8 protein-coding genes are annotated in these 15,289 nt (G+C 68.2%); 7 read left to right on the top strand and 1 reads right to left on the bottom strand.

Features of this window, described 5'->3' with window-relative positions; all coding sequences use genetic code 11:
- Positions 1-235 precede the first annotated feature (235 nt).
- From ACAM49_RS11355 to ACAM49_RS11325, 7 genes are all read left to right on the top strand, one after another.
- A complete protein-coding gene (locus ACAM49_RS11355) occupies positions 236-769 on the top strand; it encodes a DUF732 domain-containing protein (protein WP_369635424.1) in 534 nt (177 codons plus the stop codon).
- Positions 766-1,749, top strand: coding sequence for a cutinase family protein (locus tag ACAM49_RS11350; protein ID WP_369635423.1), 984 nt, complete (start codon positions 766-768; stop codon positions 1,747-1,749). Before ACAM49_RS11355 ends, ACAM49_RS11350 begins: the two co-directional genes overlap by 4 nt.
- A 473-nt stretch (positions 1,750-2,222) precedes the next feature.
- Positions 2,223-4,145: a long-chain-fatty-acid--AMP ligase FadD32 gene (gene fadD32, locus ACAM49_RS11345; RefSeq protein WP_369635422.1), complete on the top strand. Its 1,923-nt coding sequence runs from the start codon at positions 2,223-2,225 to the stop codon at positions 4,143-4,145.
- A 115-nt stretch (positions 4,146-4,260) separates the two neighbouring features.
- Entirely contained in the window at positions 4,261-9,372 is a 5,112-nt protein-coding gene (gene pks13 / locus ACAM49_RS11340) for a polyketide synthase Pks13 (protein WP_369635421.1), read from the top strand.
- 52 nt (positions 9,373-9,424) lie between these two features.
- Positions 9,425-10,969, top strand: coding sequence for an acyl-CoA carboxylase subunit beta (locus ACAM49_RS11335; RefSeq protein WP_369635420.1), 1,545 nt, complete (start codon positions 9,425-9,427; stop codon positions 10,967-10,969).
- A gap of 54 nt (positions 10,970-11,023) precedes the next feature.
- Positions 11,024-11,494, top strand: a complete 471-nt coding sequence (locus ACAM49_RS11330; protein ID WP_369635419.1) for a hypothetical protein — start codon at positions 11,024-11,026, stop codon at positions 11,492-11,494.
- 84 nt (positions 11,495-11,578) lie between these two features.
- Positions 11,579-11,785 carry a DUF5988 family protein gene (locus tag ACAM49_RS11325; protein WP_369635418.1) on the top strand — a complete coding sequence of 69 codons (207 nt, stop codon included), beginning with the start codon at positions 11,579-11,581 and terminating at the stop codon, positions 11,783-11,785.
- 88 nt (positions 11,786-11,873) lie between these two features.
- Here the strand turns inward: ACAM49_RS11325 and ACAM49_RS11320 are convergent, their stop codons facing one another.
- A complete protein-coding gene (locus tag ACAM49_RS11320; RefSeq protein ID WP_369635426.1) occupies positions 11,874-15,173 on the bottom strand; it encodes an arabinosyltransferase domain-containing protein in 3,300 nt (1,099 codons plus the stop codon).
- Between the last annotated feature and the right edge of the window lie 116 nt (positions 15,174-15,289).

Here is a 15,289-nt window from a genome sequence, read left to right as displayed (position 1 = left end):
CCCCCGCACCGGCACCCGCTCCCGCGCCCGAGCCGGTGCCCGCCGAGCCCGCGGGTCCGCCGCCGGTCCCGGCGCTCGGTCCCGAGGTCCGTCCCAACTGAGACTTTCCGGGCGAAAAGGCCCTAACCGGCCCTAAGAAGTAAATGAGGTTCCGTTGCGACCCGGGCTTCGCGCCCGGGTTGCGGCTAGCCTGGGGGCGACCTTTTGCCCTTGGACAGATATAGGAAGCGAATAGATGCACGGAACCCGTGGAAAGGTATTCGGCGTGGTGGCCGCATGCGCCGCCGCCGGACTGCTCGCCGCGTGCGGTAGCAATGATTCCACCGCCAAGAGCACGCCCACGCTGACCACCACGAAGGCCCCGGCCGCCGCGACCACGACGCCCGCCGCAGGCGCGCCGTCCACGGATCAGCAGAGCCCGCAGCCCGCGCCGGATTCCGCCACCACCACCTCGCCCGAGCGGCCGCAGCCGGTGCCGAGCCAGTTCCTCACCACGCCGAACGGGTCGCCGGCCCTGTCGGACAAGGAGAAGGGCTTCATCGACGAGCTGAAGAAGGCCGGCATCACCCCGGGCTCCTCGGATATCGCGATCACCGCGGCCAATCTGGTCTGCCAGGGCAAGGCCGAGAACGCCCCGCAGGATCAGATCGTCACCTACGTGACCGCCATCGCCGGTTCCGATCCGTCCTTCGATCCGTCCAAGATGTCGGTCGAGCAGGCGGGCAAGATCTACTACGACGTCGCCTCGAAGAGTTACTGCAACAAGTGACGACGCGACGCCGAATCGGACGACGCCGGCCGCGCCCGGCGGGTTGCCTGCTGCTCGTCATCGCCGCGATCGTGATCGTGATCGTGGTGGCGCTGCTGCTGTGGTACCTGCTGGCGGGCCGGCTGCGCCTGCCCGGCCCCAAACCGCCGGGCCCGCACCGTCCGACGACGCAGTCGGCCGACTGCCCGGACGTGCTGCTGCTGTCCGTGCCCGGCACCTGGGAGTCGAACAGCAATGACGACCCCTACAACCCGAGCGCGAACCCGGCGTCGCTGATGCTGAACATCTCCAACCCGATTCGGGCCAAGTTCCCCAACGAACGGCTCGAGGTCTACACCACGCCGTACGTGGCGCAGTTCTCCAATCCGATCGCCATTCCGCCGGACGGCCAATCCTCTTACAACAACAGCCGTTCCGAGGGCGCCAAGAAGTCGGCCGACCATCTGGCCGAGACCTACAAGAAGTGTCCGCTCACCACATATGTATTGGCGGGCTTCTCGCAGGGCGCGGTGATCGTCGGCGATCTCGCCGCGCAGATCGGCGCCGGCAAGGGGCCGATACCGGAAGATCTGGTGCTGGGCGTGACCACCATCGCCGACGGTCGCCGCGATGTCGGTGCTCCGGGCGAGGCCACCGAGATCGGCCCGACCCCGCCCGGCGTGGGCGCGGAGGTGGCGCTCAAGGGCCTCAACGTCCCCGGCATCACCATGACCGGACCGCGCGGCGGCTTCGGCAAACTCGCGGGCCGCACCTTCACCATCTGTGCCGCAGGCGATTTGATCTGCGACTCGCCACGCCAGGCGCTCAGCCCCGCCAATATTCTCGGCAGCGTCAACATCCTGGTGCGCGCCGCGGGCAATCCGGTGCACAGCCTCTACAACGGCTACCAGGTGGACGACAACGGCACCACCGCCACCCAGTGGACCGTGAACTGGGCGTCGGGCCTCATCGAAAATGCTCCGCACCCGGCACATTCGTAAGTCTTTGCTCAGAGATCTTCAAGCGCCGCGGCGCAGCATGGTCCATGGGCACTCCGCCGGGTGTGTGAGCCCCACCGACCGACCCCCCAGTTTCGGGGTCACCCGGTAAAGTGCTCCGGGTTGCGACACAGCCGGGACCCGGCACGTGCGGCAACTCACATCCTTGTCCTTGTTGTGTCCTATGTGGGGCGCTCCCCACCTATTTGGAGGCATTCGCGCCGGTGAAGCACTAGCCCAGAGGTGTGAGCTGGGAGATGTTCGGCCGCTCCGAAGCATGGCCGCGCAGCCCCTCTGTAACATGTCCCTGGTTTGAGAACATCTAGCCAATAGACGGTCACCGCGCAGACCGCAACACAATTCTGCAGGTTGGCTCTCGCATGGAGCTCCCGCGGGCGAAGAGAGTCGGGGCCTCACAGGTAACAGCGGCAACGCATGCCGTCTCATGCCGCGTGTGCCTCGGAGGAGAAGAAGGAATGGACGAGACTTTCGACGATTACCTCGACGAAACGGGGAACATCACGATTCCCGAGGGACGCACCCTCGTCGACTACGTCGAGAAGCACACCCACGGTAATGACGCCAATGACTTGGCCTACCGCTACATCGACTACTCACGCGAGCGCGACGGTGAGTACCAGGACCTCACTTGGAGTCAGTTCGGCACGCGGCTGCGCGCGGTGGCCGCCCGACTGCAGCAGGTGACCAAGCGGGGCGATCGGGTCGCGATCCTGGCTCCGCAGGGGCTGGATTACGTCATCTCCTTCTTCGCCGCCATCTACGCGGGCACCATCTCCGTGCCGCTGTTCGATCCCGACGAGCCGGGCCACACCGATCGCCTGCACGCCGTGCTCGGCGACTGCACGCCCTCCGCGATCCTGACGGCGAGCTCCTCCGCCGCCGGTGTCCGCCAGTTCTTCCGGTCGCTGCCCGCGGCCCAGCGCCCGCGCATCATCGCCGTGGACGCGATTCCCGACAGCGTCGGCGAGTCCTGGGTGCGCCCGGACATCCGCGTCGACGACATCGCGTACCTGCAGTACACCTCCGGCTCCACCCGCGTGCCCGCCGGTGTGGAGATCACCCACCGCGGTGTCGGCACCAACGTGCTGCAGATGGTGAACGCGCTTGATCTGAACGAGAATTCGCGCGGCGTCACCTGGCTGCCGCTCTACCACGACATGGGTCTGCTGACGGTGATCCTGCCCGCCGTGGGCGGCAAGTACATCACCATCATGTCGCCGGCCTCGTTCGTGCGCCGCCCCGCGCGCTGGATCAACGAGCTGGCCGCGGTCGCCGACGGCGCCGGAACCTTCGCCGCCGCACCGAACTTCGCCTTCGAGCACGCCGCCGTGCGCGGCCTGCCCAAGCCGGGCGAATCGCTGGACCTGTCGAACGTGATCGGCCTGATCAACGGCTCCGAGCCGGTGACCACCACCTCGATGAAGAAGTTCAACGAGGCGTTCGCGCCCTACGGCCTGCCCAAGACCGCCATCAAGCCCTGCTACGGCATGGCCGAGGCCACCCTGTTCGTGTCGGCGACCCGGCACGAGGACGAGGCCAAGGTCATCTACGTCGACCGCAACGAGCTCAATGCCGGTCGCGTGGTGAAGGTCGAGCCGGGCACCGAGAACGCCATCGCGCAGGTGTCGTGCGGTTATGTCGCGCTGTCGCAGTGGGCGACCATCGTGGACGGCGATTCCATCGACTCGCCCGAGGGTGCCCGCGAGGTGGCCGACGGTCAGGTCGGCGAGATCTGGCTGCACGGCAACAACATCGGCATCGGCTACTGGGGCCGGGCCGAGGAAACCCAGAGCACCTTCCGCAACCAGCTGGCCCATCGCCTGCCAGAGGGCAGCCACGCCGAAGGCGTTCCGGCCGACGGCATCTGGCTGCGCACCGGCGACTACGGCGTCTATGTGGACGGCGAGCTCTACATCACCGGCCGCGTCAAGGACCTGGTGATCGTGGACGGCCGCAACCACTACCCGCAGGACCTCGAGTACTCCGCGCAGGAGGCCTCGAGCATGCTGCGGGCCGGCTTCATCGCCGCCTTCGCGGTGCCGGCCAACCAGCTGCCCGCCGAAGTCTTTGCCCAGGACAGCCATTCGGGCCTGAGCTTCGACGCCGACGATTCCAGCGAACAGCTGGTTATCGTGGCCGAGCGTGGTCCGGGCGCGGGCAAGGCCGATCCCGGCCCCATCGCGGACGCGGTCCGCGCCGCCATCTCCTCCCGGCACGGTGTCACCGCGCGTGACATCCTCCTCGTTCCGGCCGGGTCGATTCCGCGCACCTCGAGCGGCAAGATCGCGCGTCGTGCCTGCAAGGCTGAATACATCGGAGGGACACTGCGTGGTGGTTACACGCAGCAGGCCTTCCCCGATGCACCAGACGAGGAGTGAGACGACCGTCTCACAGATGAATGGCGCGAGCCGGTTCGGCTCGCGCCATTCATGCATGGATCACCACCCGGATTCACGCCGCGCACCGTACGCAGACAGGTAGCTTGAGGAACTGATGGCTGAGAACGAGGGCATCGACCCGAACCAGACGACCGACAACGCTCCGACGGCCGGCGCGCCCGCGAACACCGATATGTCGGTGGCGGAGATGCAGGAGTGGCTGCGCCGCTGGGTTTCCGGCGCGACCGGCCAGCCGATCGAGAACATCACGGTGGACCGGCCGATGGAGGAATTCGGCCTGGCCTCGCGCGATGCCCTCGCCCTCGGCGGCGATATCGAGGAGCTGACCGGTGTCGTGCTGAACGCGACCATCGTGTTCCAGCACCCGACCATCGCCTCGCTGTCGGAGCGAATCATCAACGGGGAGCCCGAGCTTCCGGCCGAGGCGGCCGACGACTCGTTCTACACCCAGGGTTTCCAGCCGGGCGAGGCGCACGACATCGCCATCGTCGGCCTGTCCACCCGGCTGCCGGGTGCGGGCGATACGCCCGAATCCACCTGGGAATTCCTGATCAATCGCGGCGACGCGATTCGCGACCTACCCGAGGGCCGCTGGTCGGAGTTCATGGACGATCCGCGCCTGGTGGAGCAGCTCACCAAGACCAACGTCAAGGGCGGTTACCTGGATCAGGACGTCCTCAAGAGCTTCGACGCCGAGTTCTTCGCGCACTCGCCGGTCGAGGTCGAGCGCATGGACCCGCAGCAGCGCTGGGCGCTCGAGCTGACCTGGGAAGCCTTGGAGCACGCCCGGATTCCCGCGAACACCCTCAAGGGTGAGCAGGTCGGCGTCTTCATCGGTTCGACCAGCACCGAGTTCATGATCATCGCGGGCATGGCGGTCGGCAACGGCGACGCCAACACCCCGCTGTCGGCCGACGGCTACGGCGTCATGGGCAGCGTCTCGGCGATCATCCCCAACCGCGTCTCCTACTTCTACGACTTCCGCGGCCCGTCGGTCGCCGTCGACACCGCGTGCTCGTCCTCGCTGGTGGCGGTGCACCAGGCGGTGCGGGCGCTGCGCAACGGCGAGGCCGATCTGGCGCTGGCCGGCGGCACCAACGTGCTGCTCTCGCCCGCCGCCACCATCGCCTTCGACGCCAACGGCGGTGTGTCCAAAGACGGTCACATCAAGGCGTTCTCGTCGGATGCCGACGGCATGGTGCGCTCCGAGGGCGCGGCGCTGGTGGTGCTCAAGCGCCTGGCCGACGCCGAGCGCGACGGCGACACCATCTACGCGGTGATCAAGGGCTCCGCGGTCAACAGCGACGGCCGCTCCAACGGCCTGCTGGCCCCGAACCCGGACGCGCAGGCCGCGGTGCTGCGCCAGGCGTACCGCGACGCCGGAATCCCGCCGTCCCAGGTCGATTACATCGAGGCGCACGGCACCGGCACCCCCATCGGCGACCCGATCGAGGCGGACGCGCTGGGCCGCGTCATCGGCCGCGGCCGCGACGCCGACAAGCCCGCCCTGCTGGGTTCGGCCAAGACCAACTTCGGTCACCTGGAGGCCGCCGCGGGCGCCGCGGCGCTGGCCAAGGTGATCATGGCGTTGCAGCACAACGTCATTCCGCCGCACCTCAACTACGCCGGTCCGAGCCCGTTCATCCCGTTCGACCAGGCGCATCTGAAGGTCACCGACGAGCCGACCGAATTCCCGCGCTACAGCGGCAAGGCCGTCATCGGCATCTCCGGCTTCGGCTTCGGCGGCACCAACGCGCACGTGGTCGTCCAGGAGTACGTTCCGACCCCGGCCACCCCCGAACTGGCGGAGACCGCCGACCTCGACGACGAGACCACCGATGTGGTCGCCGAGGCGGAGGCGATCACCGAGGCCGTCGCACCGGAACCGGAGTGGGGCGACCGCTCCGAGCCGCTGCCGATGATCATCCCGGTCTCGGGCTACCTGCCCTCGCGCCGCAAGCGCGCCGCCAAGGATCTGGCCGACTGGCTGGAATCCGAAGCGGGACAGGCGACTCCGCTCGAGGATGTGGCCCGCACGCTGGCCAAGCGCAACCACGGCCGCTCGCGCGGTGTGGTGGTCGCCAAGACGCACGAGGAAGCCATCGCGGGCCTGCGGGCCATCGCCGAGGGCAAGCCCGGCAACAGCGTCTGGACCGCCGACTCCCCGGCCCCGCTGGGCGCGCTGTGGGTGATGGCCGGTTTCGGTGCGCAGCACCGGAAGATGGGCAAGCAGCTCTACCTGGAGAACTCGATCTTCCGCAAGGCCGTCGACCAGGTCGACGAGCTGGTCGTCGACGAGGCCGGGTACTCGGTCAAGGAGATGATCCTCGACGACTCCATGGACTGGGACATCGGCACCGGCCAGGTCGGCACCTTCACCATCCAGGTGGGTCTGGCCTCCGTGCTGCGCGCGCACGGCGCGGAGCCCGAGGGCGTGGTCGGCCACTCCCAGGGCGAGGTCGCGGGCGCGTACATCTCCGGCGGTCTGCCGCTCGAGGACGCGGTCCGCGTGATCTGCGCCCGCTCGCGGTTGATGGCCGAGGGCGAGGCCATGCTCACCGACGACCAGGTGCGCAATATGGCGCTGCTGGAGTACTCGGCCGATGAGGTCGCCAAACTCGTCGAGACCGAGTTCCCCGATATCGAGGTCGCGGTGTACGCCGCGCCGAACAACACGGTCATCGGCGGCATGCCGGACCAGGTGCACGCGATCGTGGCGCGCGCCGAGGCCGAGGGCAAGTTCGCGCGCGTGCTGCAGACCCGCGGCGCCGGCCACACCTCGCAGATGGACATGCTGCTGGGCGAGCTGGCCGCCGAGCTGGCGGGCATCGAGCCCACCAAGCTCAAGCGCGACCTGTACTCGACCGTCCACCGGGACGGCGTCTACAAGGCGGGCCACGCCCCGGTGCACGACGTCGACTACTGGGTCATGAACATGCGCGGCTCGGTGTACTTCACCAACGCCATCCGCAAGGCCGTCGACACCGGTATCACCACCTACCTGGAACTCGCGCCGAATTCCGTTGCGCTCATGCAGGTCATGGGCACCACCTTCGCGGCGGGCGTGCACAACGCGGCGCTCATCCCGACCCTCAAGCGCAAGGAGGACGAGGCCGCGGCCGTCATCTCCGCGCTGGCGCAGCTCTACGTGCACGGCCACAAGGTGGACCTGCCCTCGCTGCTGCCCGCCGGTGCGTACGCCGAGGTGCCGCGCACCGCGTTCGTGCGAAAGCAGTACTGGCCCAGGGTTTCCGGCGGCTTCGGCGGCGGCTCCGGCAACGGCCGCGTCCCCGGTGCGCACGTGGCGCTGCCGGACGGCCGCCACGTCTGGGAGGTGCAGGCCGCCGCCGTCACCGACCTGGCCGCACTGGTGAATGCCGCTGCCGCCCAGGTGCTTTCGGATGTCACCGTCGGCGCGTCGGTCGCGCACGAGGCCGTTCCGGCCGCCGGCACTCTGACCACCACGCTCACCCCGCACCCGGGCGGCGCGTCGGTGTCGGTGCATGCCAAGGACGGCACTGTCTTCCGCCCGCTCTTCGACGCGGTCGTCACCTCCGGCGCGCCGCTGCCGGAATCCGTTGTGGCGCAGCCGGTCGCGGCCGCCGCACCGGCCGAGGTCGCGGTGGTCGAGACGGTCGCCGGTGAGCGCTGGGATCCGAACGGCACCCAGACCATCGAGGAGCGGCTGGCGATCATCGTCGCCGAGTCCATGGGCTACGCGGTCGAGGACCTGCCCATGGAGATCCCGCTCATGGAGCTGGGTCTGGACTCGCTGATGGCCATGCGCATCAAGAACCGCGTCGAATACGAATTCGACATTCCGCAGCTGCAGCTGCAGGCGGTGCGCGATGCCAGCCTGCTCGAGGTGGGCAAGGTGCTGCGCTACGCCATCGAGCACCGCGATCAGCTCGAGGACATCGCCGCGCGCCAGGCCGCGGGCGAGGACATCGCGGTCGACGCCGACTTCATCGCCGCGGCCCGCAATGCCATGGCCGAGGGCAAGGATCCGGCCGCCCTGTTGCCGAAGACCGAGACCACCGATGTGGTGGCCGAGGCCGAGGCCATCGAAGAGGTTGCGGCCGAGCACGAGTCGGCCGCGCCGATCGCCGAGACCGACGCCGACAATGTGCCCCCTCGCAATGGCGAGGAGCGTCTCGCCTTCGCCACCTGGGCGCTGGTGACCGGCAAGACCGCGGGCGGCATCTTCAACCCGCTGCCCGAGATCGACGACGCCACCTTGGCGAAGCTGACGGCCCGGCTGTCGGAGCGGGTCAAGGCCGAGGTCGATCCGGCCGAGGTGAAGGCGTGCAAGACCATCGAGCAGCTGTCCGAGGTGGTCGTGCGCTACCAGGGCAAGAGCTCGGATCTGGACGGCTTCGTGCGCACGCTGCGCGCGAAGGAAGCCGGATCGGATGCCGTGCCGGTCTTCGTATTCCACGCCTCGGGCGGCAATACGCTCGTCTACGAGCCGCTGCTGAACCGGCTCCCGGCGGGCACGCCGATGTACGGTCTGGAGCGCGTCGAGGGCACCATCGAAGAGCGTGCGCGCCAGTACATTCCGGAGATCCGCAAACGGCAGCCGGAGGGCCCGTACATCTTCTACGGCTGGTCGCTGGGCGCGGTCTTCGCGCTCAAGGTCGCCGAGATCATGCGGGCCGAGGGCGCCGATGTGCGCCACGTCGGCCTGATCGATCTGGCGCTGCCGGTCGAGCCCTTCAACGACGCTCCCGAGGAGCGGGTGGAGCGGATCCGCCGGTACCAGTCCTTCGCGCAGAAGACCTACGGCTTCAAGGGCGAACTCGACCAGGAGCAGCTCGAGGAGCTGGCCGCCGCGTCCGACTCGGAGCAGATCGACATCATCCTCGAACTGATCAAGTTCGCGGGCGTCGATATCCCGGGCGGCGTGATCGAGCACCAGCGCACCTCGTGGATCGACAGCAAGGAACTGCAGAAGATCGAGCCGTCCAAGTACGACGGCGACGTGACCCTGTACCTCGCCGATCGCTATCACGACGGAATGATCGAGCTGGAACCGCGTTTCGCCGACCGGCAGCCGAACGGCGGCTGGCAGGAACACATTCCGAATGTGGAGGTCATCCACATTCCGGGCGATCACATCCAGATCATCGATGAGCCGCGCATCGCGACCATCGGCGCCGATCTCACCAAGAAGCTCGCCGAGATCGACACCACAGCAGGGAAATAGCACCACCGCGTCACGGGTTCTGCGAAAGTAGGTTTTTGCCGAAAGGAGACCAGTGAGCACGACCGCCGAAAAGCTCGCCGACCTTCGTCACAAGCTCGACGTAGCGAGGGAACCGGCGGGCGATGCGGGTATCGCCAAGCGGGCCCGGAAGGGCATCCCTTCCGCCCGCGACCGCATCAACATGCTCCTGGACCCCGGCACCTTCGTGGAAATCGGTGCGCTGGTGCGCAATCCGGGTGACAAGAACGCCCTCTACGGCGACGGCGTGGTCACCGGCCACGGTCTCGTGGAGGGCCGCCCGGTGGCCGTCTTCTCGCACGACCAGACCGTGTACGGCGGTTCGGTCGGCGAGATGTTCGGCCGCAAGGTCGCGGGCATCATGGAATTCGCGGCCAAGGTGGGCTGCCCGGTGGTCGGCATCAACGATTCCGGCGGCGCCCGCGTGCAGGAGGCGGTGACCTCGCTGGCCTGGTACGCCGAGCTGGGCCGGCGCCAGGAACCATTGTCCGGCTTGGTGCCTCAGATCTCCATGATCCTGGGCAGCTGCGCGGGCGGCGCGGTCTACGCGCCCATCAATACCGACGTGGTGGTGGCCACCGAAGAGGCCTACATGTTCGTCACCGGGCCCAAGGTGATTCGCGAGGTCACCGGTGAGGACGTCAGCCTGGAGGAACTGGGCGGCGCGAATTCCCAAGCGCAGTACGGCAATATCCACCATGTGGCCAAGACCGAGGCCGACGCGTTTCAGTGGGTGCGCGACTATCTGAGCTACCTGCCGTCCAGCTGCCAGGAACTGCCGCCGATCGTGAATCCCGGTCTGGAACCGGAGATCACCGAATCGGACCTGGAGCTCAACTCGATCGTGCCCGATGCCGACAATGCCGGGTACGACATGCACGAGATCCTGCTGCGCATCTTCGACGACGGCGCGTTCCACGAATTCGGGGAATCCGCGGGCCGCAACGTCATCTGCGGTTTCGCCCGGGTGGACGGCCGCACGGTCGGCGTGGTGGCCAATCAGCCGATGGTCTACGCGGGCGCGCTGGACGCCCGGGCCTCGGACAAGGCGGCCCATTTCGTCCGGCTCTGCGACGCTTTCGAGATTCCGCTGGTCTTCGTGGTGGATACGCCGGGCTTCCTACCCGGGGTGGAACAGGAGAAGATCGGCGTCATCAAGCGCGGTGGCCGGTTCATCTTCTCCTTCGTGGAGGCGACGGTCCCGAAGGTGACGGTCGTGGTCCGCAAGTCCTACGGGGGCGGCTACGCGGTCATGGGCTCCAAACAGCTGGGCGCGGATATCAATCTGGCCTGGCCGACCGCGCGCATCGCGGTCATGGGCGCGGAGAGCGCGGTCTCGCTGATCGGGGCGAAATCGCTGGAGGCGGCTCCCGAGGAGCAGCGCGCGGCCATGCGCCAGCAGATGATCGACTTCTACAACGCCACCATCGCGACGCCCTGGGTGGCGGCCGAGCGCGGCTATATCGACGCGGTCATCGAACCCGCCACCACCCGCCTGGAGATCCGCCGCGCCCTGCACGTGCTGCGCGACAAGAACATTCCCCGCAATCCACGCAAACACCACCTGCTTCCGCTCTAGCTGTGAAAATATCGCATTTCAGTTTTGAAATGCGAGCTTGGGAGCGAAGCATCTATGGCTACCCTTCGAATTCGGCGATCGATCCTCGGCGGGGTGGCGGCCGCCGCCACCGCGCTGGCCGTCACCGCCGGTGCGCCGTCCGCGTCCGCGCAGGTCACCGGCGTCTCGGCCGGAACCGCACTGGCACACGTCAACTCGACCTACACCGTGACCGCGACCGACAGCGGCGCGGCCGCCGGCACCCAGGTCGGCTTCTGGATCGCGGACTCCTCGGGCGGCAATCCGACCTACCTGGGCGCTTCCCCGGTGAGCTCGGGCATCGCGACCATCGCGTGGACCCCGACCGCGGCGGGCAGCTTCACGCTCATCGCGAGTGACGACGGCACCCCGGGCAGCAATGCCGCGCGCATCGGCATCAGCGTCACCGCCGTCCCCGCGGGCCAGCTGGGCACCGGCAGCGCCTCGAAGATTCCGATCATCGGCGGCGTGCTGAGCAGCCTGCTGAGCATGATGGGCCTGGCCTGACACCAGGCGGTCGGCTTGTTCAGGCGGCTCGCCGATTGCGCTGAATCTATCGGGTGGCTCGCACAGATGTGAGAGCCTTCAGCTATGAGTACCTCACCGATGGCGCTACTCGAAGGCGGGCCGGATGGCCTCGAAACGCGGATCGTCCGGATCACTCCGCCGGGTATCGAACTGCGAGTCGCGTACGGGGGTGGGTACGAGCGTTTCAAAGTGACGTCACGGTGGCAGGAGACCGCGGAGGGGAACCTGCCCGTCTACGAATGGGTCGCGCACGTAGACGCCAAGCATTAGCCGCTCACCATCTCGAATCGGTAAGTCCTTCAACGACAGTGGCCGCCCGCAATGTCGCGGGCGGCCACCGGTTACAGCATGTCCCGGGTCAGAAGACGCGCATCTTCCCCGGTGACCAGAGCCCGGAGCGATCCACCACGTGGGTGTCGATCTGCGCGGGCTTGGGGAACTTCGTCGGGTCGGACGAATTCGCGTAGTACGGGTTGTACTGCTCGAGTGAGCCCCAGTCGCGGGCGTAGTTGTCCTTCAGATAGGTCGGGACCGTCTTGGAGGACGCCAGCATTTCCGCCCAGCCCAGCGGACCGCCGAATTCCTCGGCCTGCCAGGTGTTCGTGGAGCTGATCGCGAGCGGGCGGTCCGGCAGGATGCGGAAGCGCGGGGCCGAATCCACCACGCCGTCGCGGTGATCGAACGGGTGCTGGCACGGGAACTGCAGGCCCACCGCCCAGTCCAGCAGGATCGGCTGCTCGCCGCCCAGGTAGTCGTTGAGCGACACCAGCTTCGGCACCCGCGGCGGGGTGAAGGCCAGCCACTGGTCGCCGATCAGGATCGGGTCGCGGGCGTAGATGCGCACGGCGTCGGCGTCGTCGGGCAGCGCCGAGCGCGGGATGCGCAGGTTGCGCCAGGACGGGGCCGGCCCGATATCGAGCGGGCGGTACTGGCCCAGCTCGGTGACACTGCCGTCCGGGTTGTGGTGGCCGTACTTCAGGAAGATGTCCTGGCCGTAGGTCATGTTCCCGGTGTCGTCGAAGGACATCACACGTCCCGCCGCCGAGATGACGATCAGCGGCGAGTCGTCGCTGCGGGCGGGCAACTGGTACCAGCTGGAGGTGAGCTCGGCGGGCTGCTGCACGCCGTCCTGGTAGCTGCCCATGATCGGGGTGGTGGCCGGGTCCAGGCCGAACGGCAGCGCCACGGTGGAGCCGTTGACGCCCTCGGCGCCCTTGCCGCCGCCGGTGCCCGCGTTCTGGCCCTTCTCGAAGGCCGGGCCGACGGTCTGGGTAGAGGTGTTGCCGGTGCCCGGCTTCACCTCGACGCTGTCCGCGTCCAGCTTGTCGGCGACGCCGTTGGGGGAGAAGCCGACCGGGTTCTCCCCGGCCAGCGGATCACCGTTGAGCGGCGGGTGCGCCGGATCGATGATCGGGGTCAGGTTGCCCTCGTTGACCTTCGGCTCCACCAGCACGTCATTGGCCAGCCCGCAGGACTTCCCGGCCAGAGCGTCGAAATTGGAGCGCGCCAGCGAGTACGCCGGGTACTGCGTCACCGCGCCCTTCACCAGCGACAGCACCTCGAACGCCACCATGAGCGCGGCCACCACGGTGAGCGGGATCGCGGCGAACTTGCGGATCCGCCTGCCGCGCCGGGTCTTCCCGTTCTCCATGGGCTTGGCGTAGCCCTCACGCAGCGACTGCCAGGCCACCACGGCCAGCGCCAGCCCGAAGAGCATGAGCATGAAGGTGTTGGACTGGAAGCCGTGCAGCGACACCCGCTTGTCGAACCACGGCACGCCGTAGCTGGAGACGTACCAGTAGCCGTTGATGCCGGAGAAGGCGACGGCGAGGGTGAACAGCAGCCCGGCCAGGAACACCGAGCGGTTCTTGCGGGAGCGAAGTGCGGTGGCGGACACCGCGACCGCCGTCACCGCGGCCAGCGAACCCGCGATGCCCGCGTACGAACCGAAGTGGTGGGTCCACTTGGTCGGGTTGAACATCATGAAGAAGATGGTTCCGAAGACCACGCCCATGAGCCGCCAAGTCGGCGCGCTCGCGATGCCCGGCACCTGCCGCCGGCGCAGCAGCACCAGCATGGTGGTGATCAGGCACAGGATCATGAGCAGGAACGCGAACCGGCGGGCCAGCGAGCCGTCCACGGTCTCGACGAACAGGTAGTAGTAGCGCAGGTAGTCCTCGTACCAGGCCAGGTTCGGCCCGGTCACCTGCCGCACCCGGTTGGCCTCCATGATTCCGGCGAAGGTCTGATCGGCGAAAACCGCCACCAGGACCAGGAATCCGGCCGCCGCGATGGGCGCCAGCAGGGCCACGTCACCGAACTGCTTGCGCCGCCGCACCACGATCCGCACCAGCGGCCGGATGCCCGCGAGCAGCGCCGCCACACACATCAGACCGGTCGGCGCGGCCGCCAGCGTGAAGGCCGCCACCAGCACCGCCACCGCGGCGGGCAGCAGCCGCGAGGTGGCGATGGCCCGTTCGATGGACACCCAGGTCAGCAGCGCACCCAGGGCCACGATCGGCTCCGAGCGCAGGCCGTTGTCGTAAGGCAGCCAGAAGGCCAGGAACACCAGGCCGCCGGTCCACAGCGCGACCTTCGACTTCGCGACCGCGTTGCCCAGCCGCGGCACCACCTCGCGGCTGATCACCAGCCAGCACAGGATTCCGCAGAGCAGCGCGGGAATTCGCACCCACGGGCTGGCGGTGGAGACCTGGGCGAAGGCCTGGATGACGTAGTAGTACCAGCCGAACGGCGCTTCCGGCACGCCGAACCAGCGGAAGTAATTGGCCAGGTAGCCCGCGTGCGGGGCCGCGCGCACCATGGTCAGGATGTAGCCGTCGTCGGAGGTGTTGGCGCCCACGAAATGCCACAGCAGCAGGGTGCCGATGATGCCGCCGTCCGCCCAGGTCGGCTTCAGCCAGTGGGCGGGCAGGATGCGCCGGTGCCCGCGGCCGTCGCTGGTGTCCAGCACCGCCAGCGCGCCCATGGCCAGCAGGGTGAGCAGCACCGCCGCGATGATCGCCACCAGCTTGATGACGGTCGGAGAAGAGGAGAAGCGCGAGTCCACCGTCATGTGGAACGAAAGGCCCTCGGGGACCGCGCCTTTCATATCGGTGAAGACGCCGACCACCTGCGGGCGCAGATCGCCGAGCAGCTTGCCCTCGACCGGCGCGGTGACCAGCTCGCGGCCGCCGTCGGCGGTCGGCTTCTCGACGGTGCGGGTGACGCCCTCGAAGACGGCGGTGGTCTGCTTGTCGTCGGAGGCGATGACCAGGCGCGAGCACTCGTTCATCTCGGCCCGGGTCGCGGTGGCCACCACGGCATTCCGATCCAGCACGTCGACGCTGTCGCCGGACACGCGGACGAACATGGCCTCCAGATCCGCGCCCTTGCCCTGCGGCGGCGCGGTTGCCAGCAGGATGCCGCCGCGCGGATCCAATTGCTGGACCGCGGAACACGGAATGCTGACGTTCACGTCGACCGGCACCTGCGACACCAGGGCCGCCTGCACCGGATCGAGCGAACCGCCCTGCGGCCAGCTCACCTCCGCCTGCGTCTGCTGCACCGGAAGGAACGGGGTCGCCAGCGCGAACAGCGCGCCGAGCACGCCGGCGACGATGGCGATGAGCTTCGCGATCCGGAAATCGCGCTGCGTCACAGGTGCGGTCGCCGAGGGATTCGGCTTAGTGAGGACTGCGGAGGCGTCGGGCACGGTTGCTGATCGTATCGGTACTCGCTGGGAGTGGCGGTGTTCACTGCCGCGCCGCGACAGGC

The sequence above is a fragment of the Nocardia sp. JMUB6875 genome, assembly GCF_041154655.1.
In the GTDB taxonomy this organism is placed as follows: domain Bacteria; phylum Actinomycetota; class Actinomycetes; order Mycobacteriales; family Mycobacteriaceae; genus Nocardia.
Note: the sequence above shows the minus strand (reverse complement) of the source record. Positions and strands in the feature narration are given on the sequence as shown.